The following is a 22,982-nucleotide window of genomic DNA, read 5'->3' on the forward strand; positions in this document are numbered from 1 at the left end:
CAGATGTAAATATCAGCATCCTGTTATAACTAAACATTAAAAAAATATAAAGCTATGAGCAAAGACAAGCAAGCCGTTAAGGAAAAAAAGAAGCCCGCAGCCGAGGGCAGCAAAAAAGCACCATCAGAATACCAATCGGGTAAAAAGGATGTTGTGAAACCAATAGTTGAGGCAGGTAAAAAGAAAAAGTAACCCACTTAAACACAAAAGCCTTTCATATTCAACTATGAAAGGCTTTTGCTTTTGGTTTAGGCTTTATCAATTATTTTTCGGCTGTTCGGATTTATCTTTCTGCTTTTTTAAAGTGACCAGGATGACTCCGTTTGCACCTCTTTTTCCATAAAGTGATGTGGCAGTTGCATCTTTTAATACAGCTACACTTTCGATGGTGCTAGGAATTATGTACTCCATATCAGATTTATCAACCACTTTGCCATCTAATACATATAAAGGATCAGCCTGCAGGACATTCTTGTCACGAAAAGTAATAACTAAAGGATTGCTAAGTGTTTTATTTGTGCTTTGAGCAATAATATTAACTTCATTTTTATTCTGAATTACTCCTGTTGCTCCCAATTTATCCGACCCCGGCTTGCCCGATTTATCATTGTCTAAGGTAAAACTGATCGGAACAGAATACTGAACCCGTACGGCCCTGCCGTTTTGTATACCCGGTTTCCATTTAGGTGATATGTCCAATACCCGTACCGCTTCTGCATCTATAGCTTCGCTAAGGCCACGGGTAACTTTGATATTTGATAGCGAACCGTCAGCCTCAACAATAAAGGTGGCAATAACCCGACCTTTGATGCCTTTTTCACGATCGGCCTTAGGATATTTGACATTATCCCCCAGGAATTTCCCAAAAGCCTCCAGGCCACCCGGAAATTCGGGTACTTGTTCAACGGAAGTAAATACCTGCCCGGTTTGGTCGCTTTTGGGCTTATCATCAGATACTAAAGCAAAACTGATAGGAACAGAATACTGAACCCTTACCTTTTTGCCTTTTTCAATACCAGGAATCCACTTAGGTGAATTTTTCAGTACCCTAAGCGCCTCGGCATCTATCGTTTTACTAACGCCTCTTGTTACTTTTAATCCGGATAGGGCGCCATCTTTTTCGACCACAAAAGTTATAATAACCCTGCCTTGTACATTGTTTTCACGATCAACTTTAGGATATTTGATGGCCTTACCTAAGTATGCACCAAATTTTTCAAGTCCTCCCGGAAACTCGGGCACTTTTTCAACCGAGGTATATACCTGGTTCTTTTTCCGGACGGTATCTATCTCAATTTCGCGAGCAACATGCGCGCTTTCCTTCTTTTCTAAGGCTTTATCTTCACGCAAAACATCCGCTAAAAGCACAGGCGCGGCCGGCGTGGTAAATAATTGGTGAGCGCTTCTATTGATAACGGAAACCGGTTTGCTATTGTTGATGGTTGCTGATGATAAAATAAGCATCAGTATAAACAAAGGAGCAGAGAGACCGTATTTAATGAGCGATATACGTTGTGATTTATTTTTTTGTAACATGATAATACGCTGTTTTAATAAACTGTGATTAAAAAATGGATTAACCAGCTGATGTGCCGGCGATTCAAATGTTTGGCTCAGCAGTAATAAGGCGTATTCGGCTTTGTTGGTGCCAGCTTGTACAGCCTGCCTGTCGGCAATGTATTCATGAATGTGTTTAATAGCAAAACGGTACATATATACTACCGGATTAAACCAGTTAACAATCATAACCAGTTCAATCAGCATTACATCGGCCGAGTGCCATTGCTGCGCATGAACCTGCTCATGAGCCTCAATGATGGTGTTATTTGAACTCGCTTCATCCAGCCGTACCATACCAAAAAAAGAGTAAGCGGCAGTTGCCTGCGGTTGGTTGATCACCCTTTTTAATTTGATAAGCTGCCAGATGAGCCTTACCGATAAAAACAAAATACCAGCGCCATATAAAACGGCCAGTATCTGACCAATACTAATATGACTGGCGGCAACAGGTTTAAAACTGTAAATGATTACCGGACTGCTGTATATCGTATATTTTACCTGTTGCGTGATGAACAGATTTTGCACCCAATCTGCCTGGATCATTGGTATAAAGAACGATAGTAACGCGGCCGTTACCAGGTAGATGCGGTTAAGCTGAAAAAAGGTCTCTTTCCGCAACAGTAAAACATAAAATACATAAAACAATACCAGGTAAATATTTACCAGTAATAAATATTGCCACCAGCTCATAACTATTGGTCTTTAAGTTTTTCAATCAGTTTCATAATGGCATCAGCCTCCTTCAGGTCTATTTTTTCCTTTTTTACAAAAAAGGATAACATCCGGTTCACCGAGTTATCAAAGTAGCCACTTAATAACTTATCGGCAGCAAAATTCTGGTACTGATCTTTGCTTACTATGGGATGATACTGATGGCTTTTACCAAATGCCTCGTGCCCTACAAAACCTTTTGTTTCCAATATCCTGATAATGGTAGACACCGTATTATAAGCGGGTTTGGGTTCGGGCAGTTGATCGATCACATCTTTTACATACCCTTTTTCCAATTGCCATAATACCTGCATAATTTGTTCTTCGGCGCGCGTTAATTCTTTAATTTCCATAGTACATTGTGTAAATTTTCTTGATGCATTAACCAACACTGCATCAAATTATCCAATTGGTTAATCTAAGTTAGATACTATAAACGAAAATAACAACTAAAGTTTTAGTTTTTATTTTTCATCAGAGTAAATTGTTTTTTAAGGTGATGAAGCTATCATGAGTCGTTTTATACATTCCGGTTGCAGAGCTTTAGCTCATGATGGTTTTATCCGCTTTATTGTGCATCTTCGTTAGTAATTTCATACCTATTATAAATGAATATAACTTTTCATGGCGCCGCCCGTAACGTTACCGGTAGCAAGCACCTGATCCGGCTTAAGGACGAAACATCCATTTTATTGGATTGCGGTATGTTCCAGGGTATGGGTGAGCATTCTGAAGACCTTAATGAACATTTGGGATTCAACCCTAAAAAGGTCGATTACCTGATACTCTCACATGCGCATATTGATCATTGTGGGCTGATCCCACGCCTGGTAGCCGAAGGTTTTGATGGCCCCATCTTTTGTACATCGGCAACAATGGATCTGGCCAGGATACTGTTGCTTGATTCGGCTCATATACAAATGCAGGATGTAGCCTATAGTAATAAGCACCGTGCCCGGAAAGGTCAGCCGCTATTAGAGCCGTTGTATACAGATGAGCAGGCGATGGCAGCCCTGCGTTTGTTTAAAATTGTAGAGTATCATGAAGAGTACGAAATAACTCCTCGGGTAAAACTCACCTTTACGGATGCCGGGCATATTTTGGGCAGTGCCGCAGTTCATTTATCTATACTGGAAGATGGCAAGATCACTCATATTACCTTTAGCGGCGATGTTGGCCGTTATGACGATTTGCTGTTGAATGACCCGGAAACATTTGAACAGGCCGATTATATTTTGCTGGAATCTACCTATGGCGACTCGCTTCATAAAGAACAGGGGCCGATTGAAGATGCTTTACTGGATATTATCAGACAAACCTGCGAGATCAAAAAAGGGAAAGTGATCATTCCGGCATTTAGTGTTGGTCGTACCCAGGAATTATTGTATGCCTTAAATGCACTGGAACTACGAGGTGTGTTACCCGATGTAAATTATTATGTAGATAGCCCGCTATCACAAAAAGCAACCGAGGTGCTTATGAACCACCCCGAAGTATATAACAAGGGTGTTAAGGAAGTTCTGAAAGTAGATGCCAATCCTTTTGGGTTTAAGGGCCTACGGTTTGTACAATCGACCGAAGAATCAAAAGCATTGAATAACGACCAGCGCCCCTGTGTTATCATCTCCTCATCGGGCATGGCCGAGGCTGGCCGGGTAAAACACCACATTAAAAACAATATCAATAGCTATAAAAACACTATCTTGATGGTAGGCTACTGCGAACCGAACTCCCTGGGCGGACACTTACTCAATGGCGACCATGAAGTACATATTTACGGTGAATTATATGAGGTAAAAGCCGAGGTAAGGTCGATCAAATCTATGAGCGCCCACGGCGATTATGACGACCTGCTCCATTTTCTGGCTTGCCAGGACGCCGAAAAAGTTAAAAAGATATTTCTGGTACATGGCGAGTATGAAGTGCAGCAGCACTTTAGTACCAAACTAAAAGAGGCGGGATTTAAGAATGTTGAGATCCCTTACCAGCACTTGAAAGTAGAACTGGAATAGTGCAAATAATCCAAATTGTAATTCTGAGCGGAGCGAAGAATCTATCCGCTACCAGATCATGGGGAAGATTAGATTCTTCGCTCCGCTCAGAATGACAAAATTTATATTTTAATTAGCTGGCTGCACTTTCGGCAATACTTTTCTCGGTATCATTTCGGTACGCTCCGAAGTGTTATATACAAAAGACGCAACAATAGTAGCAGCTTGTTTCAGATCGTCTTCGATCAACCTGTCATAAGTATCCTGGTTGCTGTGGTGCGTACGTGAACCATAGTCAATAGCATCCTGGATGAACTGAAATCCGGGAATACCTACGGCATCAAACGAAAGGTGATCCGTTCCACCGGTGTTTCGGATAGTTAGGGTTGTAGCACCAAGGTCTTTAAAAGGCTCAAGCCAGGTTTTAAATATTGGCCCGGCTGCTGAGTCGCCCTGCAGGTAGATGCCCCGTATTTTTCCCGTACCATTGTCCAGGTTATAGTAAGCCGATAATTTGGCCTGTTCTGGTTTCAATTGCATCGTTTTAGGATCGCCAAAGTGGTTCAGTACATATCCGCGTGAACCAAACAAACCTTGTTCTTCCGAGCTCCACAATGCTATGCGTATAGTTCGCTTTGGTTTAAAATTGATGGCTTTTAAAATACGCATAGTTTCCATCATTACCGCGCTGCCTGCCGCGTTATCTGTAGCGCCGGTAGCTGCATGCCATGAATCCAGGTGACCACCTATCATGACCACTTGTTCTTTTAATTTTTTATCGGTACCCGGAATTTCGGCTACCACATCATAACCCTGCAGGTCGTCGGTTAAAAACTGGGTTTTGATATCAGCTTCCAGCTCAACTTTCTGACCTGCCTTTGCCAGGCGTAAAATACGCTGATAATCTTCACTGCTGGTTTCCAGCTCGGGTGATACAGCTTTCGCGGTATCGGCATATGACGCGCCATTGGTGGTGAATACGGTACCATCGGTGCCACGCGCCTGGCTTAGTATCAGCGCGGCTTTCTGGTCATGTATAAATGTTCTTAAAGTAGTCTGGAACGCTCGTAGCTTACGCATAGCGGCAAATTGCGCCGAGTTGGCATCGGGTTGCCTGCGCCCGGCGGCTGGCTGCGCGGTAGCATTGGCCATTTCGGCAAGCTCCTCATCGGTATAACGGGCGGCATCTACTTTAAAGCTGCGTTCAACAAGCGGCTTGGTATCAAATATAACCACCTTGCCCTGTAGCTTACCTTTATATTGATCTAACTCGGCAGCCGAATCGGCTTTTACCACTACCACATCTCCTTTGATCAAACCGCCGGTACCCGGTGTCCAGGCTTTAGGAATGGCGATAATGGCGTGATAGTAAGGCAAAGTAATAGCGGCATAGTTTTTTTGAACTTCCCAGCCTTTACCAAATTTGCCCCAGGCCTCCAGCTTGGCGTTGGCCAGGCCCCACGTTTTCAATTGATTAACAGCCCAATTTTGAGCGCGGCGCAAACCCGGCGAATTAGCCAGACGCGGGCCCGAAACATCTGTGAGATAAAACGCGGTCTCCATTACTTTGGAGTGGTTTAAACCTTCCTCGCGGATCTTCTGAACAATGGCCGGATCAACGGTTTCCTGTGCGAATACAGGTAAGGTAATGCCTGCAGAAATGAGGCATGAAAAAAGTAGTTTTAATTTCATGAATAATAAATTATGTGATCAGTCAATAACAAATCTATTTATTAATCATCAGAAAATGCAGCAATCCGCTCTTAACAAATTTGTTACAAGCAATAGCCAGAGTACAGTTTTCAAAATAATGTCTGGGAAGGTGGGCAATTTTATTAAAAAAGTGGGTTTACAGGGTCTACACTTTTTACGGTTAATATTTTTATATTTAGTTGAAAATCAAATGATTAACTTCAATTTACTGCCAAATATTAGGTTTTTATGTAAACCCACTTTTGGCGTCTGAAACGAGCCTTGAGACGCCCAAAGTTCGGCAATTGGCTACCCCGAACAGATTTGGATATATTTGATCATATTTGAGTTATACCTTAAACTCATACCAAGATTTCCATGAACTTAAAGTTATTCCTGCTGTTAATATTTTCCTCCGTTGGGATTTGCCCTGTTTTTGCTCAATCTAAAACCCCATCATCTGTAACTATTGGCAAAATACCGGAAGCAAGATTTTCATTCACTAAAAACTGGGGCTATAAATGGAATATAATAAAACATAATGACGGGAAATTTGAAAACATAGATGGGAAGCAAATACTACCGGGTGATACTGCCCACCTCTATTATACAGCCAACTGTCAAACAAATGTTCAGGGTGGCTATAGCTTAAATTACTGTAACGCTACAAAAAAGGAAGGAATAATAACGTTGATCTTTACGGGCGGACAACCCGCATATGGCAGCGAGTATAAAGTATCATTGAAGAATAATCAAATATATCTTGATCCCGATATTGTTTATGAAGATGTTATTGAAAATGCTTCCCTAACCTATAAAATCACCAAAAGCAAACTGATCTTCAATCAAAAAAATTATAAAACAGCGAAGGCTCTCAGCGGCTATATTAATATAGAATTTCAGGAGATCGCATCTTTACCCAAAAGAAAACCGGTGATCCTTCAGTACCATTTGCGTGGATACTTTAAGACACCGGTAAAATCCGAATAATTAAACTATGATTTAGCTGCTATTTAATTGATCAGCAGCTTATATCCTCTGCCGTGTACGTTGATGATCTCCACACTCGGATCGTCTTTTAAATACTTGCGTATTTTGCTTAAAAACACATCCATACTACGGCCGTTAAAGTAATTATCATCATGCCAGATGTTCAGCAAAGCTTCTTCGCGGGTAAGTACTTCATTTTTACGCATGCACAGCAAGCGAAGGAGTTCACCTTCCTTGGTTGATAATTTTTGGTGGTGATCGCCAATGGTGATCGTTTGCAGGGTAAAATCAAATGTATACTTGCCAATTTTAAATGAGGTTTGCTTTTCTTCCTCCTTCTTCTCCGTATTCTCGGTTCTCTTCAGCATGGCGTTAATACGCAGCAGAAGTTCCTCAATACGGAAGGGTTTGGTAATATAATCATCACCACCCAGGTTAAACGCCTGCATTTTATCCTCAATCATGCCTTTGGCTGTCGCGAAAATAATAGGTACATGCGGGTTTATCTTCCTGATCTCCTTACCCAGTGTAAAGCCATCTTTTTTAGGCATCATCACATCCAATATCAGCAGGTCATATACCTGTTTGGTAAAGGCGCGCAGGCCTTCTTCGCCATCTTTACACAAAACAACATCAAATTTGCCTTTTAACTGCAGATAATCCTGTAGTAACAGACCCAGATTGTTATCATCTTCAACCAGTAGTATTTTTTTCATTTGCTTTTTTTAGTCCGGATTTCGATAAGTCGGAAAATCCGGAAGATTATTTTTTATTTAAAACCCAAGCCTTAGATTCGACATGTTTTTGCTTTTCCGACTTATCGGATTTCTCTACACACTTATACCAACGCAAATTTAAGTTCAAACTCAGAGCCTTTATCCTTTTCAGATTTTACACTGATGGTGCCGTTCAATCTTTTTACAATAGTATTCACATAGCTTAAGCCTAAGCCAAAACCCTTCACATCATGCAAATTTCCGGTAGGGATGCGATAAAACTGCTCAAATATCTTTGTTTGCTGATCACGGCTCATACCTATGCCTTTATCGGCAACCTGGATAAGTACCTGCCCGTTTTTAACCAATGTGGTTATAGTGATATCGGGCGTGTCTGCACTATATTTTATAGCATTGTCAATCAGGTTATACAGCACGTTTGAAAAATGCAGTTCATCAGCTATGATGGTTGTATTTTCATCTGTAAGATCAAGCGAGGTTTTGGCATTACACTTATGCAGTTTAAGGGCCATGCTATCCAATACCACCGTTACCATATCATTCACATCCAGGGGCTTTTTATCCAGCTTAAAATCGTTCTTTTCAATACGCGCTATATTAAGTACCCGTTCAATGTGGCTACCCAGGCGGGCGTTTTCTTCAAAAATAATATTGGCCAAACGAGACACCCTGCTTTTATCTTCAGAGATCTCCGCATCCTTTAAAGCCTCACTGGCTATCATGATGGTGGATACCGGGGTTTTAAATTCGTGGGTCATATTATTGATAAAGTCGATCTTCATTTCCGAAACTTTTTTCTGTTTAAGTATCGAGAAGATGGTGTAACCAAAGCAAAATATCAGTACCACTAATAGTCCGGCGGTAGTACCCATGGTAGCCGTCATGTTGCGCAATATCAATGAATTTTTTTGCGGAAAAGTAAGTCTGATCTTGCCCGGATCGTTGATCACATCTTTACTAAAAATGGGCGTTTGATAAGTGTTGGCGGCAATAAAAACCGGCTTGTTACCATCATTATCTGTAGCACTCGAAAATATGAGCGAATCGTTGCTGGCGGTTAGCACTTCATAGCTAAAAGGCAAAGGGATGCCTTTATTATGCAGTTCAAAGCGCAGCAGTGAATCTATCCAGAAAGGATTTACACGTTTATTTAAGGGCTCGCCTGTTTTTCGGTATTCTTCGGCAAGGTTCTCGATAACAGTAGTTTTACCGCTGTTGATATTTTGCAGCGAATCTGTTTCCAGCATTTTCTTGATCTGGGCAACCTGGCGTTCCTTTTGCTTACGGATCTGTTCACGTTGCCATAAAGGATTGATACGGGGTAACGAGATCAGCTGTTTTCCAAACTGCGGATCGATATATACATATCTCAGGGTATCATATTTATGCAGTTTTCTGGCGCGCACAGCTCCGCTGATGCGGGTACGTACTATTTGAGGGGTAAAACGGCCATGAACCACGCCAAATTCATCTGTATATTCCTCTACCTTTACCTGAAAATCTACCGTACCTTCCTGCTGCAACAGATTGGCCAGTTCATCATCCATTTTGTTGTGCATGATCATCCGCTCCAAACTATCGCGCAAAAGAGCGATCTTTTTTTCGCGCAGGCTCTGTTTTCTTCTTTTAGGCAGATACAGTTTATTGGCATCGCTTTTTACCACCCGTATCCCGGTATTGTCGCTGCTGGCATTGGCAACATTTTTTTGGGCTTTGTTATTTAAAAAGTTAAGCGCATCCTGTTTGCTCACTTTTGACACCACATTGTTAAGCGCCTCATTTACCGAGCGATCAAACAATTCTGATTGCATCTGGTATGATTGCCGCAAAAAGTATAATTGCATGGCCATTACACCCAGCAGTGCAAAACCCATTAACCCAATTATTAAACCGATGCTTCTTTTCTTCATTTGTTAACAAGCAAAATTATTTTAAAATAACCGTACCACAGCCCCTTTTAACAAATTTTAACAATTAGCTGCCGGCAATAACCTTTTGACCTATAACATTTTGGCTATCATTGATTCATAAACAAACCATATTATACAATATACAAAAATGCAATGAGAAGTGCATACTGGCCGATGGGTGTAGCGCAAATAACAAAACAAAAAAGCCCCTTAAAAGGGGCCTTTCAAAATTGACAATATCTTATCGCACAGCGAAATTAGAACGGCAGATCATCATCATCGGCTGATGAAGCGATATCTGGCGATGGTGCAGCGTACTCTGGTGTTGTGGCACTGCCGGCACCTGCCGCCAATGCATTAACACGCCATAATTGTAATGAATTGAAATAGCTTTTTTTACCTGTTTTGTCAGTCCACGGGCGACCTTTCAGGTTAAAGAATACTTCCACATCGTCACCTACTTTAACAGCGTCAAGCAGGGCGCAACGGTCCTGTATAGCTTCAAACTTTAAATATTCAGGATATTGAGGGTTCTCAATATATTCAAGTATTAGTTCGCGTTTTTTAAGTGATTCAGTAACCTGCACTGTTGGCGACACTTCATATACCTTACCTTTAACTTCCATAATAATCTTCTCAAAAAAATTTAAAATGTAAAGTTAATAGATAAGAAATTAAAATAGGGTGTTTTTAATTTATAAATTCGCAAAATAAATATGCAAGTTTTCCACACCGAGAGTAAAATCGTCATTACATGCAATAAAAGGCTGTCGCCTTATCTGCAGCAGGAAGTTGAGTCCCTGGGTTTTACACCAACCCGTGTTTTTCAGACCGGCGTTGAGCTTAAAGGTACCATAACCGATACCATCGCCCTTAATCTTAACCTGCGCTGCGCCAGCCAGGTACTTTATCTGCTCAAAAGCTTTAAAGCCGATGATCCGGCACAGCTTTACAATGAGTTGGTGACCATTGAGTGGGAAAAACTGATTGATTTTGCTGGCTATTTCTCGGTATCATCAAACGTAAATAACGAACACATCCTTACCCCGCTGTTTGCCAACGTAAAAGTTAAGGACGCCATCGCCGACAGGATAAAATCCATCAAAGGCATACGCCCCAACTCGGGCGCCGAAGCCAATAAAACACTGATACACCTGTACTGGCAGGATAGCGACGCCGATATTTTTATTGATACATCGGGCGAAACACTGGCCAAGCATAGCTATCGCAAAATACCGGGCAAAGCGCCTATGCTGGAAGCTTTGGCTGCATCAACCGTAATGGCTACCCGCTGGGACAGGAAAAGCACTTTTATTAACCCCATGTGCGGATCCGGCACACTGGCTATTGAAGCGGCCCTGCTGGCAACCGATAAATGCCCGGGCCTGTTCAGGATGAACTATGGTTTTATGCATATTTTAGGATATGACGAAACCGTATTTTTTACCGAACGCCGTAAATTAAAGGATAAGGCAAAAAAGGAAACCGGTTTTAAGATCATCGCGACAGATCTATCTGCCGATGCGGTGGACATTGCCCAAAAAAATGCGAAAACCGCGGGTGTAGACCATTTGATAGATTTTAGCGTTTGTGATTTTGCAGACACCGAAGTACCCGAGGATGCAGGCATCGTGATGTTTAACCCCGAATACGGCGAGCGCCTGGGTACACATTCCAAACTGGAGGCTACTTATGCACGCATGGGCGATTTCATGAAAAAGAAATGCCTGGGTTACCGGGGTTATATTTTTACGGGCAATCCAGATCTGGCTAAAAAGATCGGTCTTCGCCCATCGCGCAGAATTGAATTTTACAATGGCAAACTGGATTGCCGCTTACTGGAATATGAGCTGTATGAAGGCAGCAAAAGAGAACCAAAAGAAGTATAAATGAAAAAGATCATATTATTATCGGCTGCTATTTTACTATCAGCTTATTGCCACGCACAAACCGAACTGGCATTTCCGTTTCAGGGCGGAGGTGCCGTAATGACCCGTTTTTTCAGAGACAGCCTGAAAGTAACGCCAGAGATCATCAGCAAGAAAGCAACCGGCACTGCCGTATTTAAATTTACAGCTGATGAAAAGGGCACCATCAAAAAAATAATTGTTTATTATGCCGATGATTACGTGCTCACCCTGCCTATTATTGAGGCACTTAAAAAATCAAACCATAAATGGGTGATTCCTGATCGTGAAAAATTGCACGATTTTATTATCCCCTTCTCTATCAGTTTTAATCCGCCGGCTATGGCCAGTAACGCTACTATCAAGGAAGCTTATAGGTTTTACAGTCAGCGTAAACCCATTATATCCTACAACCAGGTGCCTTTGGAGTATGCCACCCTGTTACCAACGGTTGTTGTAAGCTACGATTTACCAGAATAATAAGTATAGAATAATATATAATAACAAAAAAAGCCCGTGATTATTGAGTTGATCATGGGCTTTTTTCTTGTTATTATATAAAATATTTTTTTCGTCTTTTGTTTAAATATCAAGACAATACACATTCATCAGTTAAAAAAATTCAATTAAAAATAAAAAATAAAAATCCATACGCGTATTAGTTTCGTTAGTTATTAGATAACCAATCTATTACGTGAATGAAAGAGATGCTGAATTTCAAAATAAAGGCTATTGCAGCCAATATCAGGCATACCAGAGAAAGCCTGAACTATACGCAGGAATATCTTGCGGCAAAATTGAGTATATCGCAAAACGCTTATAGCAAAATTGAACTGGGCTATACTAAAATAACGGTGGAGCGCCTTTTTCAAATAGCCGCTATATTGGGCTCAGATGTTCATGAACTGATCGAGACCGAAAAAGTAGTAGCCGCTTGAGAAGCTGAAAGCCGAGGGCAGAAAGCCTAAAGCTTAATGAAGCAACACCCGGTTATAAACTATTAAGTTAAAGCTTTTAGCTTTCTACCCTCGGCTTTAAGCTTTTTAGTATTTTTGGCCGATGGAACACAGTGAACTGATCAACTCGACCGTAGACTTTGTACGCGAAACACTCAAAAATGCCGAAGGCGGCCATGACTGGTGGCACATACAACGCGTTTGGACTAATGCCAAACTAATAGCGCAAACCGAACATGCCGATCTGCTCACGGTTGAACTGGCAGCCTTATTACATGATATTGCCGATAGTAAATTCCATAATGGCGATGAAGAGATAGGTCCGCGTACGGCTGGCAATTACTTACAAAGCATGCATGTGGATGCAGCTGTGATTGAGCATGTACAGCAAATCATTCGGCACATGTCGTTCAAATCAAGTTTTGATAAACCAACATTTCACTCATCTGAACTGGCCATTGTACAGGATGCAGACCGTCTTGACGCCATTGGCGCCATTGGCATTGCCCGGGCTTTTACCTACGGTGGCTTTAAAGGCAGGGAACTGTACAATCCCGAGATCAAACCTAACCTGAACATGAGCAAAGAGGAGTATAAAAACACCACAGCTCCCACCATCAACCATTTTTATGAAAAGCTGCTATTGCTGAAAGATAAGATGAACACCGCCACCGGTAAAAAACTGGCGCAACAACGCCATGATTTCATGGAAGCCTATTTAAATCAATTTTATAATGAATGCGGAATGATAAACTAAATAAAGTTTAGTTTATTTGCGCAAAATTTGAGGTTGATGAAACCATCATGAGCTAAAGGCTCATAAACCGGAGTGGGTAAAACGGCTCATGGATAGCTTCATCATCTTAAAAAACGATTTACGCTGATGAAAAAAACGATACTGCTAACTGCTCTCCTGCTGAATATTACCTTATTTGCATTTGCACAGGATACCCTGAAACAACAGCGTTTTAATCTCCATTTCCAGCAAACTATCATTACCCAATACAAGCCATCATTTGGCGCCGACTATACCGGGGCCAACAGTTTGCTTACCAAATCAGAAACACAAAGCTCCATCACCACCACCCTTTTTGGCGCGGCCCGCTTATGGAAAGGGGCGCAGGCTTTTTTTAATCCGGAACTATCCGGCGGATCGGGCCTGAGCAAAACCCTGGGTGCAGCGGGTTTTCCTAACGGCGAAACTTTTAGGGTAGGCGCTACAGAGCCTAAAATATATATCGCCCGTTTGTATTTTACCCAGAATTTTGAGTGGGGCAAAGAAAAAGACACGCTAACCGATGATAACAACCAATTGGCCGGACTGAAAAGCAAACGCTATTTTTCCGTTACCGTTGGTAAATTTGGCATGGCCGATTTTTATGACGGCAACGAATTTAGCCATGACCCACGTTCACAATTCATGAATTGGGCTTTAATGGATAACGGCGCCTGGGATTATCCGGCTAATACACGGGGTTATGTTTTGGGTAGTCATTTTGAACTTGGACAACCCAACTGGACACTGCGCTTTGCCTTCACTATGTCGACAACTTCGGCTAATGGCGCTATCTGGGATGCTAAAATAGGCAAAGCCAATACCCAAACACTGGAATATGAGCATCGTCATACTATAAATGGCAACAAAGGCACCGTACGGATATTAGGCTTCCGGAACAATGGCAAAATGGGTATTTATAGCGAAGCGCTAGCCAAAAACCCGGTAAACCCGGTAGTGGACACCAACCTTACCTACGGCAAGCATAAATATGGCTTTGGCATCAGTGCCGACCAATACCTGAGTAAAGACTTTGGCGTATTTGCCAAATTAAGCTATAACGACGGCAAAACCGAAACCTGGTATTTTACCGAGATCGACCGTTCATTAAGTTTTGGGGGCGTACTCAAAGGTACTTCCTGGAAACGTAGTGATGATGAGTTGGCTTTAGCTTTTGTAGCAAACGGACTTTCGGCCCCACACCGCGATTACCTGGCTGCCGGAGGATACGGTTTTATCATTGGCGATGGCAAACTGAACTATGGCCACGAGATGATAGCAGAATTATACTATAAGCTAAATGCCTATCAAAAGAAAGTCTGGCTTACGCCCGATTACCAGTTTATCCTAAATCCGGCCTACAATAAAGACCGTGGCCCGGTAAACGTACTATCGTTAAGGGTTCACGTAGAGTTTTAATATCTATCCAAATATCGCCAGCCCCCCAAAATAAAGCAGCATGCAGGCCGAGCTCAAAAAATTCATGCGCATGGCGTTTTTATAATCCGCGTTTTTGGTTGATTGGCCAACTTTGTAAAACCAGTAGTTAAAAAATAAAAATATAGGTAGGGCGCATAGCAGAAAGAAGTAAAAATTCAGCATCATGCCTTGCATCCGCCAGTAATAAAAGGATAGCGCTATCCCTAGGGCAAACAATACTCCCGAAAAAATAAACGAACCTTTATAGCCCAGCAAAAGGCTGATCGTCCGATCGCCGCGACGGCTATCTTCGGCATGCTGATAGATCTGGGTAAGCGGGTATGATGCGCCGATAAGGCAGGAACATATGGCACCGGCAACTATAAAATCCACATCCCAATGCCCGAAAAGACTTGATCCGTTTAAAGCAGAATAAGTGGTATAATAAATAAATGCCCCTTGGAAAAAGAATACCGTTAAAAAACTGATGATCGGATATTTTTTCAACCGTGTAGCCGAGTGGCTGTACAATTTCGACATAATGCCGTAAAGCAATACTGCGAAAGCAAATTCCCAGCTGATCAGAAAACCCAGTAAAAAAGCAACTACCTCCAGCAATATCGAAAAATAATACAGGCTGATATCTACCTCAGGCGGTTTGGCCAGCAGGGCAATACTTTCTTCATCGCGGTCAAAATAACTGTTATAGCCGTTACTGGCCGGGAAAGCCAGCAAATGCCAGATAAAGAAAACCAAGATTGCCGATCCGACATGAACGTCATGCGCCTGACTAAAAGCAAACAGGTATACCGGGAGCAAAAAAACAGAAAACACAAAACGCAGATGCGCCCATGCCGAGCGGGTAGGTATTAACTGTTTCAGGTTCATTTATCAGGCCGTTATGTTAAATATTATTTAAACCATGAAGGCAACCCTTCATAACCTCATTAACGTAATAATAGTAAACATGGTTGCCTTGTGATTACGAATGTAAAAAATGGAGCCTTATAAAATGTTATGTTTGAAAGTACGTTCGTAATTCATGATGAAAAAAATTTATATCGCCGCAATTTTAGCTTTTTTAGTAACAAACAGCTTTGCACAGGTAAAAACAACGATCACCAAATCGGCCATTAGCTTTAAGATTAAAAATATGGGTATCAGTTGTACCGGCACTTTTAGTGGTTTGCAAGCCGATGTGCAATTTAAACCTGCAGATCTTACTGGCAGCAATATCACAGCCACCGTTGAAACCGCCACAATTAATTCAGATAACGAGATGCGTGATACGCACCTCAAAAGCGCTGATTATTTTGATATAGCTACCTATCCAAAGATCACGCTAAAGTCGGTATCATTTAAACATAAAAGCGGAGACAACTATACCGGTAGTTTTAACGTAACTATAAAAGACAAGACAAAATTGATAGAGGTGCCTTTTACTTATACTGAAAAAGGTAATGCCGCGGTATTTAACGGTAACTTTAAAATAAACCGCAGGGATTTTGGCTTAGGCAGTAGCAGTATGGTGCTGGCAGATGAGGCCACGGTTACGGTAAATGTGGAAAGTAGTATCAAGTAGCTAGTATCAAGTATCATGACCGAAGCTGTTTTTCAAGTAGAATTATCAAAAATCTTGATACTTGATACTAATTACTAAATACTAAAAAAATATATAGATGGATAGTTGCATCAGTGCCATTGGGATAGCAAATCCCAATAATCGAATAGCTCAGAATGACATTTACCATTTTATGGTGAATGCTTTTGGCTTGGACGCAACCAACGCCGCCCGGTTGAAAAGTATTTATGATCATTCCGGCATTGATCATCGCTACTCGGTGATCCCTGATTTTGGCGCGGGCGATCCGTCCCAATACACTTTCTTTCAACAATCGGCAGATCTGGAACCTTTCCCTGGTACTAAAGAACGGTTGAACCTTTACGAGAAAGAAGCTATCGCCATTGCAGTTAAGGCTGTACAGAATTGCCTTGCCGGTTTTGATGAGGACATTCTACCACAGATCACTCACCTCATCACCGTTAGCTGTACGGGCATGCATGCGCCGGGTATTGACATTGAGCTGGTGGAAAAACTACCCCTTAACCGCGATACCGAGCGAACATGCATCAATTTTATGGGATGCTATGGCGCCATCAACGCGCTCAAAGTATCCGACTATATTTGCCGGGCTAATCCCGAAGCCAAAGTACTCATAGTAAGTATTGAGCTGTGTACCCTTCACTTCCAAAAAGTTAATACGCTTGATAACTGGGTGGCTAACTCCCTGTTCAGCGATGGCGCAGCGGCTGTTCTAGTGGAGAATACTGCCAATCGCTCGGGTAAAGGAACTTATTTTTCTTTAAAGAATTTTTATACCGAATTTGTGACCGAGGCCCGCGACGATATGGGCTGGCATGTGGGCGATACCGGTTTCGAGATGATACTCACCTCCAAAGTATCCAAGCAGATCAAAAAACATATTGGTGCCCTGATGGAACGCTTTCTGCATAAAGTAAAAATGGGAGCAGAGCAGATCACCGCTTATGCCGTGCACCCGGGTGGCCGTAAGATATTGGAAGCCGTCGAAATTGCATTGGAACTTCCCGAAGAAAGCAATGCCTTTGCTTACCAAACCCTGCAGGAGTATGGCAATATGTCATCAGCCACCATATTATTTGTGCTGCAAAAAATGCTTGCTGCGCAAAATTTGAAGGAACAAAAGATCATGAGCTTTGCTTTTGGACCTGGTTTAACTGTAGAGGGTATGATACTTGAAATGCATTAAACCATGAGCGATGTAATCATAGTAGGTGGCGGTTTGGCTGGTTTATTCAATGCCATTTTACTCAATCGGGCTGGTCTTAAAATTACCGTGATCGAAAAAAAAACGTATCCCACACACCGGGTATGCGGCGAATATATCTCCAACGAAGTAATCCCCTTTCTGAGCGCTTTAGATATCGACCTGGAACCACTACAAGTGGCCCGCATCAATCGTTTGGAAGTAACCGCGGTATCCGGCACCAAACTTTCACAAAAATTAGATCTGGGTGGTTTTGGCCTAAGCCGTTACACTTTTGATAACCTGTTGTACCACAAGGCCATGACCGAAGGTGTAAACGTGATGCCCGGCACGCGGGTTGAAGATATCCGTTTTTTTAATGAACGCTTTGAGGTAGTTACACCCGGCAATATCCTGACCGCCCCATTGGTGATCGGTTCTTTTGGTAAACGATCCAATCTTGATCAAAAACTAAAACGTCCTTTTTTTTATAAACGCAGTCCGTACCTGGCCGTGAAGTTTCACGTGCGGATGGATTTTCCGGATGACCTTATCCAGCTCAACAATTATAAGGATGGCTATTGCGGCGTAAGTAAAACCGATGGCGACCGTTACTGCATGTGTTATATGGCCCACCGGGATGATCTTCGTAAACACGGCACATTGGAAGGTCTTGAGCAGAACGTGATCCGCAAAAACCCCTACCTGGATGATATTTTTAGTAATGCTGAGTTTTTGCTGGACAAGCCCGAGGTGATCAATGAGATATCCTTCGAAAAAAAGGCCCCGGTTGAAGATCATATCCTGATGAGCGGTGATACTGCCGGGATGATCGCCCCGCTTTGCGGCAACGGCATGACCATGGCTATCCATTCGGCCAAGATCCTGTCCGAAAAGATCATCGCCCATTATCAACCCACAAAATTTACTGCCGATAAACGCGCGGCGCTCGAAGCTGATTATACCTATAGCTGGAATAAGGAGTTTGCCCGTCGCCTTTGGGTTGGCCGGCAATTACAGCGTTTATTTGGCAATAACAACACTACAGCACTCACCTTAAATATCCTGAATGGCCTGCCTCCGGTATCCCGGTTTTTGATCGGCCAAACTCACGGCAAACCTTTTGCCTGATAGCCACGTATTCACTATATGCCTGATTTAACTATACGTGCCTTCGATGCCGAAATAATGGACGATTTTGATCTGCCCGCCAGTGAGATCGATCCTGTTTTAGCGGGCCTGGGGCAGGTAAACTCTCTCCTGGGTGGGCATAAAAACATCATAAAAGCATTAAAGAATTTCCCCATTCACACCGGCTATTCCGTCAGCGACTGGGGTTGTGGTGGCGGCGATGCTTTAATTGCCATTGCCAAATGGGGCGCTAAAAACAATTTAAAATTAAATTTAACCGGTATCGACGCCGCGCCAACCGCAGTTAACTTTGCCCGCCGGGAATCAGTCGCGTTTTCAAATATTGATTATGTGCAGGCCGATGTCATCACGGATACAGACCACATTCCAACCTGTGATATCGTTATCAGCAGCCTGTTTACGCACCATTTTGATGATGAACGATGGGTAAGACTTATTAAAAACATGCAGGCATCAGCCCGCAAAGGCATCATCATTACCGATCTGCACCGGCATTGGCTCTTGTACTATGCCATCATCGTGATAACCCATGTTTTTACCCGGAGCAAAATGGCCCGTAACGATGGGCCGCTTTCTGTAAAACGCGCCTTCAAAAAAGCTGAATTGGTTAACTTATTGAAAAATGCAGGAATTGATAACTATAATTTAACATGGCATTGGCCATTCCGCTGGCAGTTAATCATCTACAAATCGTAACTTTACGATATGAATTTGCGTGTACTGGTTTTAATAACCGCCCTGGGCGTGGCAATTACGCTATCTGCCGTTAACTTTTATTTTCAGCACAAGTGGTACGATGTTATGGTAACCTTCCTGGCTACCCTTATTACCAGCTATGTGGTTTTCTATTACCTCATCGAAAAATACATCTATTCGCGCATCAAACTCATCTACAAACTCATCCACAACTTAAAGCTGGGTCGCGATTTGCGTGATGCCCTTGGCGAGCATGTAAGCGCCAACCCTATTAACGATGTAGAATCGGAAGTAAAAGAATGGGCTAAACAAAAAAAGATCGAGATTGACGAACTGCGCAAGCAGGAAAAATTCCGCCGTGATTTTCTTTCCAATATATCGCACGAGTTCAAAACACCGCTTTTTGCCATACAAGGTTATATCGAGGCTCTGCAGGATGATGATTTTGAAGACCGTGAAATGGCCCGTCAGTTCCTGGAAAAAGCTTCAAAAAATGTGGATCGCCTGAGCTACCTGATCAAGGACTTGGATGAGATCTCCAAACTGGAATCGGGCGAGATACCCATCAATTACAGCAAATTCAAGATCAATGATCTCATCAAAGAGGTTTTTGAATCACTGGAGATCAAAGGCAAGCAATACCATATTAAATTAATATTTAAACAAAAATACGATGAAGGCATCCTGGTATACGCCGACCGCGAAAAAATACGCCAGGTACTGGTTAACCTGATAGACAATTCATTTAAGTATGGCAAAGAAGAAGGCAATACCTCGGTAAGCCTTTTTGTACTGCATGACCAGGTGCTGGTTGAGGTAACCGATGATGGTATAGGCATTGAAGAAAAGTTCCTGCCGCGCTTATTTGAGCGTTTTTACCGTACTGATAGCAGCCGTTCAAGGCAGATTGGCGGCTCAGGTTTAGGACTGGCTATTGTAAAACACATTATCGAAGCACACCAGCAAACCATCAATGTACGCAGTACCGAAGGCCTCGGTTCGACCTTTGGCTTTACCCTGCAAATTGCCAAACAAGCCTTACATTTACCCAATATACCCGTGTTGAAAAGTTAACATTAACTTAACATAGCAAACGTACCTTTATCCCAATTTAAAGCATTATGTCACTTAACAGCATATTCCAATACTTTGTACCCAAGGACAAGAAGATATTTTTTCCCTTATTTGAGCAGGCGGCAAGCAATGTAGTTACCATGGCTACCGTATTGGTTGAGGCTGTTAACTCTAACAATGCGGCCACACAGGAAGATCTTTATAAACAGATAGATAAGCTGGAAAACAAAGGCGATGAGCTTACCCACCAGATATACCTGGAACTGGGTAAAAACTTTATCACCCCATTTGATCGCGAAGATATACACGCGCTGGCTACAGCCATTGATGATGTGGCCGATTATATCCACGGAGCAGCCAACCGCATGAGTCTTTACAAGATCGATGACTTTAATGAGCATATCCGCAAACTATCCGACCTGATATTACAGGCCAGCATCGACCTTGAAAAAGCCGTGAAAGAACTGAAAGACCTCAGGAACGTACGTAACATAGCCGATTCCTGCATCAGGATAAATAGTGTGGAAAACCAGGCCGACTACGTGTTTGACCGTGCCGTGGCCGATTTGTTCCTGTATGAAAAAGACGCTATCCGCCTCATCAAATACAAAGAAATACTGGCCGCACTTGAAACCGCTACAGATATGTGCGAAGACGCTGCCAACGTTATGGAATCAATTTTAGTTAAAAACGCTTAAGCATACTTAATCATCACTAAATGGTTACCTCCCTACTTGTTGTTGTTGTTGTTCTTGCCCTTCTGTTTGACTATACCAATGGTTTTCATGACGCTGCAAACTCCATCGCCACTATCGTATCTACCAAAGTACTGACGCCTTTCCAAGCGGTGCTGATGGCTGCGGTATTTAATTTCGCGGCTTACTTTTTTATCAAAGATCATAAGGTAGCCAATACCGTTTCAAAAATTGTTTTGGAACAGTTTGTGACCATTCATGTAATACTTGCAGGCTTAATTGCCGCTATATCCTGGAATCTGATCACCTGGTGGTTCGGTATACCGTCTAGCTCATCGCATACGCTTATAGGCGGCTTTGCAGGCGCGGGTATGGCCAATGCCATTTATATGCACGTTAACCCGTTAAATGCGGTTGAAATGCATTACGTTTTAACTATTATAGCCTACATTGTACTGGCCCCTTTTATTGGTTTGGCCATTGCTTATGTGATCACTATTTTAATATTACACATCTGTAAAAGAGCCAGGCCTGCTGCTGCAGAGCGTTGGTTTAAAAGATTACAGCTGGTATCTGCCGCCGCGCTAAGTTTTGCACATGGTGGTAATGATGCTCAAAAAGTAATGGGTATTTTATACGTAACCCTGATCACCTCCGGTGTGATCAAATCCGGAGCGCCGATGCCCGAGTGGATCCCGCTGGCCTGCTATACCGCTATTGCCGCCGGAACCATGTCTGGTGGCTGGAAAATTGTAAAAACCATGGGTTCCAAAATCACCAAGGTAACTCCCTTAGAAGGCGTAAGCGCCGAAACTGCCGGTGCAGTTACCCTGTTTATCACAGAAAGATTTGGTATCCCAGTTTCAACTACGCATACTATCACAGGTTCTATCATAGGTGTTGGTTTAACAAAACGGGTTTCGGCCGTACGCTGGGGGGTTACTATCAACCTGGTTTGGGCCTGGATCATTACCATCCCTATATCAGCGCTTATTGCCGGTGGGGTATTTGCACTGATACACCTGATAGGATAATCTTTTTCACGCCTGCATTTTTTTACTAAATTTAAATCAATTATGAGAGCAAAGTTTTTAGTAATTACAGGGATGCTGGCGTTTATAACAGTGGCCAGCGTTGATACCCTGAATCAAACAGCACAGGCGGCCGTACAACCCGTACAAACCACGCCAAGTAATTCCGAAATCAATAGCGGCCTTAAGCAGGCACTTGAAGTAGCTACAGGTAAAAGCTCAGATCAGCTATCGGCGGTTAACGGCTTTTTTGGCAATGCCGCGGTTAAAATACTTTTCCCGCCGGAAGCTCAAAAAGCCGAAAAAACCTTACGCAGCCTGGGTATGGGTAAATTGTGTGACAATGTGATATTATCACTCAACCGTGCTGCCGAAGATGCCGCTAAACAAGCTAAACCCATTTTTGTAGATGCCATTAAAAAAATGACACTGCAGGATGTAACCAATATTTTATTGGGTAACCAGGATGCTGCAACACAGTATTTCCAACGCACCACCACCCCACAGTTAACGGCCAAGTTTAAACCGATGATACAAACCAGCCTGGACAAGGTAAATGCCACCAAGTACTATGCCGATGCTGCCAAGGCCTACAACAAAGTTCCTTTTGTAAAAAAAATGAACCCGGATATCAGCGATTATACTACCCAAAAAGCTATCTCGGGATTGTTTATTGAAATAGCTAAGGAAGAGCTGAATATTCGCTCTAACTTAGGTGCCCGCACCACGCCTCTATTACAAAAGATATTTTCTTTTGCTGATAAGAATAAGAAGTAAAAAAGAGATTTCAATAAACAAAAGAGCGATGGGAAAACTTGTTGCTCTTTTTTGTTTTATAGCTATGCGAGGCCTATTTCAAAGATTTGTCATCCTGAGCAACGAAGGATCTATTCATGAACT

General features: G+C 42.5%; 23 protein-coding genes. 16 read left to right on the forward strand and 7 right to left on the reverse strand.

Annotated elements, in window-relative coordinates; all coding sequences use genetic code 11:
* Nucleotides 1–54 precede the first annotated feature (54 nt).
* Nucleotides 55–192: a hypothetical protein gene (locus tag ACTJKG_RS01090; protein ID WP_440738114.1), complete on the forward strand. Its 138-nt coding sequence runs from the start codon at nt 55–57 to the stop codon at nt 190–192.
* Nucleotides 193–258: 66 nt separating this feature from the next.
* On the opposite strand, the gene ACTJKG_RS01095 is transcribed toward ACTJKG_RS01090, so the two are convergent.
* On the reverse strand, nt 259–2,250 hold the full coding sequence (locus ACTJKG_RS01095; RefSeq protein ID WP_172336092.1) for a M56 family metallopeptidase: 1,992 nt from the start codon (nt 2,248–2,250) through the stop codon (nt 259–261).
* A gap of 2 nt (nt 2,251–2,252) precedes the next feature.
* Nucleotides 2,253–2,624: a BlaI/MecI/CopY family transcriptional regulator gene (locus ACTJKG_RS01100; protein WP_076371720.1), complete on the reverse strand. Its 372-nt coding sequence runs from the start codon at nt 2,622–2,624 to the stop codon at nt 2,253–2,255.
* 255 nt (nt 2,625–2,879) lie between these two features.
* Between ACTJKG_RS01100 and ACTJKG_RS01105 the strand changes: the two genes are divergently transcribed.
* Nucleotides 2,880–4,283, forward strand: a complete 1,404-nt coding sequence (locus ACTJKG_RS01105) for an MBL fold metallo-hydrolase RNA specificity domain-containing protein (RefSeq protein WP_440738115.1) — start codon at nt 2,880–2,882, stop codon at nt 4,281–4,283.
* Nucleotides 4,284–4,391: 108 nt separating this feature from the next.
* Here the strand turns inward: ACTJKG_RS01105 and ACTJKG_RS01110 are convergent, their stop codons facing one another.
* Nucleotides 4,392–5,954 carry a M28 family metallopeptidase gene (locus ACTJKG_RS01110; RefSeq protein ID WP_172336090.1) on the reverse strand — a complete coding sequence of 521 codons (1,563 nt, stop codon included), beginning with the start codon at nt 5,952–5,954 and terminating at the stop codon, nt 4,392–4,394.
* A 378-nt stretch (nt 5,955–6,332) separates the two neighbouring features.
* Between ACTJKG_RS01110 and ACTJKG_RS01115 the strand changes: the two genes are divergently transcribed.
* The gene (locus ACTJKG_RS01115; RefSeq protein WP_172336089.1) at nt 6,333–6,944 is read left to right on the forward strand and encodes a hypothetical protein; all 612 of its coding nucleotides are present in this window, start codon (nt 6,333–6,335) and stop codon (nt 6,942–6,944) included.
* A gap of 23 nt (nt 6,945–6,967) precedes the next feature.
* Here ACTJKG_RS01115 and ACTJKG_RS01120 read toward each other — a convergent pair whose 3' ends face one another.
* The 3 genes from ACTJKG_RS01120 to ACTJKG_RS01130 form a co-directional block, all read right to left on the reverse strand.
* The gene (locus ACTJKG_RS01120; protein ID WP_172336088.1) at nt 6,968–7,660 is read right to left on the reverse strand and encodes a response regulator transcription factor; all 693 of its coding nucleotides are present in this window, start codon (nt 7,658–7,660) and stop codon (nt 6,968–6,970) included.
* 122 nt (nt 7,661–7,782) lie between these two features.
* Nucleotides 7,783–9,591, reverse strand: a complete 1,809-nt coding sequence (locus ACTJKG_RS01125) for a sensor histidine kinase (RefSeq protein ID WP_440738116.1) — start codon at nt 9,589–9,591, stop codon at nt 7,783–7,785.
* Between the two features lie 257 nt (nt 9,592–9,848).
* On the reverse strand, nt 9,849–10,217 hold the full coding sequence (locus ACTJKG_RS01130) for a DUF3127 domain-containing protein (RefSeq protein WP_166092703.1): 369 nt from the start codon (nt 10,215–10,217) through the stop codon (nt 9,849–9,851).
* Between the two features lie 90 nt (nt 10,218–10,307).
* Here ACTJKG_RS01130 and ACTJKG_RS01135 point away from each other — a divergent pair, with 90 nt between their 5' ends.
* The 5 genes from ACTJKG_RS01135 to ACTJKG_RS01155 all read left to right on the forward strand — a co-directional run bounded on the left by ACTJKG_RS01135 (nt 10,308) and on the right by ACTJKG_RS01155 (nt 14,648).
* Complete coding sequence (locus ACTJKG_RS01135) at nt 10,308–11,480, forward strand: THUMP domain-containing class I SAM-dependent RNA methyltransferase (protein WP_172336086.1); 1,173 nt, start codon at nt 10,308–10,310, stop codon at nt 11,478–11,480.
* Nucleotides 11,481–11,978, forward strand: a complete 498-nt coding sequence (locus ACTJKG_RS01140) for a hypothetical protein (protein WP_172336085.1) — start codon at nt 11,481–11,483, stop codon at nt 11,976–11,978.
* 218 nt (nt 11,979–12,196) lie between these two features.
* The gene (locus tag ACTJKG_RS01145) at nt 12,197–12,436 is read left to right on the forward strand and encodes a helix-turn-helix domain-containing protein (protein WP_172336084.1); all 240 of its coding nucleotides are present in this window, start codon (nt 12,197–12,199) and stop codon (nt 12,434–12,436) included.
* A 121-nt stretch (nt 12,437–12,557) separates the two neighbouring features.
* Nucleotides 12,558–13,211: an HD domain-containing protein gene (locus ACTJKG_RS01150; RefSeq protein WP_172336083.1), complete on the forward strand. Its 654-nt coding sequence runs from the start codon at nt 12,558–12,560 to the stop codon at nt 13,209–13,211.
* Nucleotides 13,212–13,337: 126 nt separating this feature from the next.
* Nucleotides 13,338–14,648, forward strand: a complete 1,311-nt coding sequence (locus tag ACTJKG_RS01155; protein WP_440738117.1) for a carbohydrate porin — start codon at nt 13,338–13,340, stop codon at nt 14,646–14,648.
* Nucleotides 14,649–14,651: 3 nt separating this feature from the next.
* Here ACTJKG_RS01155 and ACTJKG_RS01160 read toward each other — a convergent pair whose 3' ends face one another.
* Nucleotides 14,652–15,536 (reverse strand): UbiA family prenyltransferase, encoded by an 885-nt coding sequence (locus tag ACTJKG_RS01160; RefSeq protein ID WP_440738118.1) that lies wholly within the window; start codon nt 15,534–15,536, stop codon nt 14,652–14,654.
* A gap of 154 nt (nt 15,537–15,690) precedes the next feature.
* On the opposite strand from ACTJKG_RS01160, the gene ACTJKG_RS01165 reads away from it, so the two are divergent.
* From ACTJKG_RS01165 to ACTJKG_RS01200, 8 genes are all read left to right on the forward strand, one after another.
* A complete protein-coding gene (locus ACTJKG_RS01165; protein WP_440738119.1) occupies nt 15,691–16,230 on the forward strand; it encodes a YceI family protein in 540 nt (179 codons plus the stop codon).
* A gap of 97 nt (nt 16,231–16,327) precedes the next feature.
* On the forward strand, nt 16,328–17,437 hold the full coding sequence (locus ACTJKG_RS01170) for a type III polyketide synthase (RefSeq protein ID WP_172336079.1): 1,110 nt from the start codon (nt 16,328–16,330) through the stop codon (nt 17,435–17,437).
* A 3-nt stretch (nt 17,438–17,440) separates the two neighbouring features.
* Nucleotides 17,441–18,565: an NAD(P)/FAD-dependent oxidoreductase gene (locus ACTJKG_RS01175; protein ID WP_440738120.1), complete on the forward strand. Its 1,125-nt coding sequence runs from the start codon at nt 17,441–17,443 to the stop codon at nt 18,563–18,565.
* A gap of 18 nt (nt 18,566–18,583) precedes the next feature.
* Nucleotides 18,584–19,282: a methyltransferase domain-containing protein gene (locus tag ACTJKG_RS01180; protein ID WP_440738121.1), complete on the forward strand. Its 699-nt coding sequence runs from the start codon at nt 18,584–18,586 to the stop codon at nt 19,280–19,282.
* A 9-nt stretch (nt 19,283–19,291) separates the two neighbouring features.
* Complete coding sequence (locus tag ACTJKG_RS01185) at nt 19,292–20,356, forward strand: sensor histidine kinase (RefSeq protein WP_172336076.1); 1,065 nt, start codon at nt 19,292–19,294, stop codon at nt 20,354–20,356.
* Between the two features lie 47 nt (nt 20,357–20,403).
* Complete coding sequence (locus ACTJKG_RS01190) at nt 20,404–21,054, forward strand: DUF47 domain-containing protein (protein ID WP_172336075.1); 651 nt, start codon at nt 20,404–20,406, stop codon at nt 21,052–21,054.
* 20 nt (nt 21,055–21,074) lie between these two features.
* Entirely contained in the window at nt 21,075–22,085 is a 1,011-nt protein-coding gene (locus ACTJKG_RS01195; protein WP_172336074.1) for an inorganic phosphate transporter, read from the forward strand.
* 42 nt (nt 22,086–22,127) lie between these two features.
* Nucleotides 22,128–22,859, forward strand: a complete 732-nt coding sequence (locus ACTJKG_RS01200; RefSeq protein ID WP_440738122.1) for a DUF4197 domain-containing protein — start codon at nt 22,128–22,130, stop codon at nt 22,857–22,859.
* Nucleotides 22,860–22,982 lie beyond the last annotated feature (123 nt).

Source organism: Mucilaginibacter sp. 22184, assembly GCF_052045695.1.
Classification (GTDB): Bacteria; Bacteroidota; Bacteroidia; order Sphingobacteriales; family Sphingobacteriaceae; genus Mucilaginibacter.

Coding starts and splice junctions, on each gene's coding strand:
- ACTJKG_RS01090 (WP_440738114.1), top strand. CDS start 55: ATGAGCAAAGACAAGCAAGCCGTTAAGGAAAAAAAGAAGCCCGCAGCC.
- ACTJKG_RS01095 (WP_172336092.1), bottom strand. CDS start 2,250: ATGAGCTGGTGGCAATATTTATTACTGGTAAATATTTACCTGGTATTG.
- ACTJKG_RS01100 (WP_076371720.1), bottom strand. CDS start 2,624: ATGGAAATTAAAGAATTAACGCGCGCCGAAGAACAAATTATGCAGGTA.
- ACTJKG_RS01105 (WP_440738115.1), top strand. CDS start 2,880: ATGAATATAACTTTTCATGGCGCCGCCCGTAACGTTACCGGTAGCAAG.
- ACTJKG_RS01110 (WP_172336090.1), bottom strand. CDS start 5,954: ATGAAATTAAAACTACTTTTTTCATGCCTCATTTCTGCAGGCATTACC.
- ACTJKG_RS01115 (WP_172336089.1), top strand. CDS start 6,333: ATGAACTTAAAGTTATTCCTGCTGTTAATATTTTCCTCCGTTGGGATT.
- ACTJKG_RS01120 (WP_172336088.1), bottom strand. CDS start 7,660: ATGAAAAAAATACTACTGGTTGAAGATGATAACAATCTGGGTCTGTTA.
- ACTJKG_RS01125 (WP_440738116.1), bottom strand. CDS start 9,591: ATGAAGAAAAGAAGCATCGGTTTAATAATTGGGTTAATGGGTTTTGCA.
- ACTJKG_RS01130 (WP_166092703.1), bottom strand. CDS start 10,217: ATGGAAGTTAAAGGTAAGGTATATGAAGTGTCGCCAACAGTGCAGGTT.
- ACTJKG_RS01135 (WP_172336086.1), top strand. CDS start 10,308: ATGCAAGTTTTCCACACCGAGAGTAAAATCGTCATTACATGCAATAAA.
- ACTJKG_RS01140 (WP_172336085.1), top strand. CDS start 11,481: ATGAAAAAGATCATATTATTATCGGCTGCTATTTTACTATCAGCTTAT.
- ACTJKG_RS01145 (WP_172336084.1), top strand. CDS start 12,197: ATGAAAGAGATGCTGAATTTCAAAATAAAGGCTATTGCAGCCAATATC.
- ACTJKG_RS01150 (WP_172336083.1), top strand. CDS start 12,558: ATGGAACACAGTGAACTGATCAACTCGACCGTAGACTTTGTACGCGAA.
- ACTJKG_RS01155 (WP_440738117.1), top strand. CDS start 13,338: ATGAAAAAAACGATACTGCTAACTGCTCTCCTGCTGAATATTACCTTA.
- ACTJKG_RS01160 (WP_440738118.1), bottom strand. CDS start 15,536: ATGAACCTGAAACAGTTAATACCTACCCGCTCGGCATGGGCGCATCTG.
- ACTJKG_RS01165 (WP_440738119.1), top strand. CDS start 15,691: ATGATGAAAAAAATTTATATCGCCGCAATTTTAGCTTTTTTAGTAACA.
- ACTJKG_RS01170 (WP_172336079.1), top strand. CDS start 16,328: ATGGATAGTTGCATCAGTGCCATTGGGATAGCAAATCCCAATAATCGA.
- ACTJKG_RS01175 (WP_440738120.1), top strand. CDS start 17,441: ATGAGCGATGTAATCATAGTAGGTGGCGGTTTGGCTGGTTTATTCAAT.
- ACTJKG_RS01180 (WP_440738121.1), top strand. CDS start 18,584: ATGCCTGATTTAACTATACGTGCCTTCGATGCCGAAATAATGGACGAT.
- ACTJKG_RS01185 (WP_172336076.1), top strand. CDS start 19,292: ATGAATTTGCGTGTACTGGTTTTAATAACCGCCCTGGGCGTGGCAATT.
- ACTJKG_RS01190 (WP_172336075.1), top strand. CDS start 20,404: ATGTCACTTAACAGCATATTCCAATACTTTGTACCCAAGGACAAGAAG.
- ACTJKG_RS01195 (WP_172336074.1), top strand. CDS start 21,075: ATGGTTACCTCCCTACTTGTTGTTGTTGTTGTTCTTGCCCTTCTGTTT.
- ACTJKG_RS01200 (WP_440738122.1), top strand. CDS start 22,128: ATGAGAGCAAAGTTTTTAGTAATTACAGGGATGCTGGCGTTTATAACA.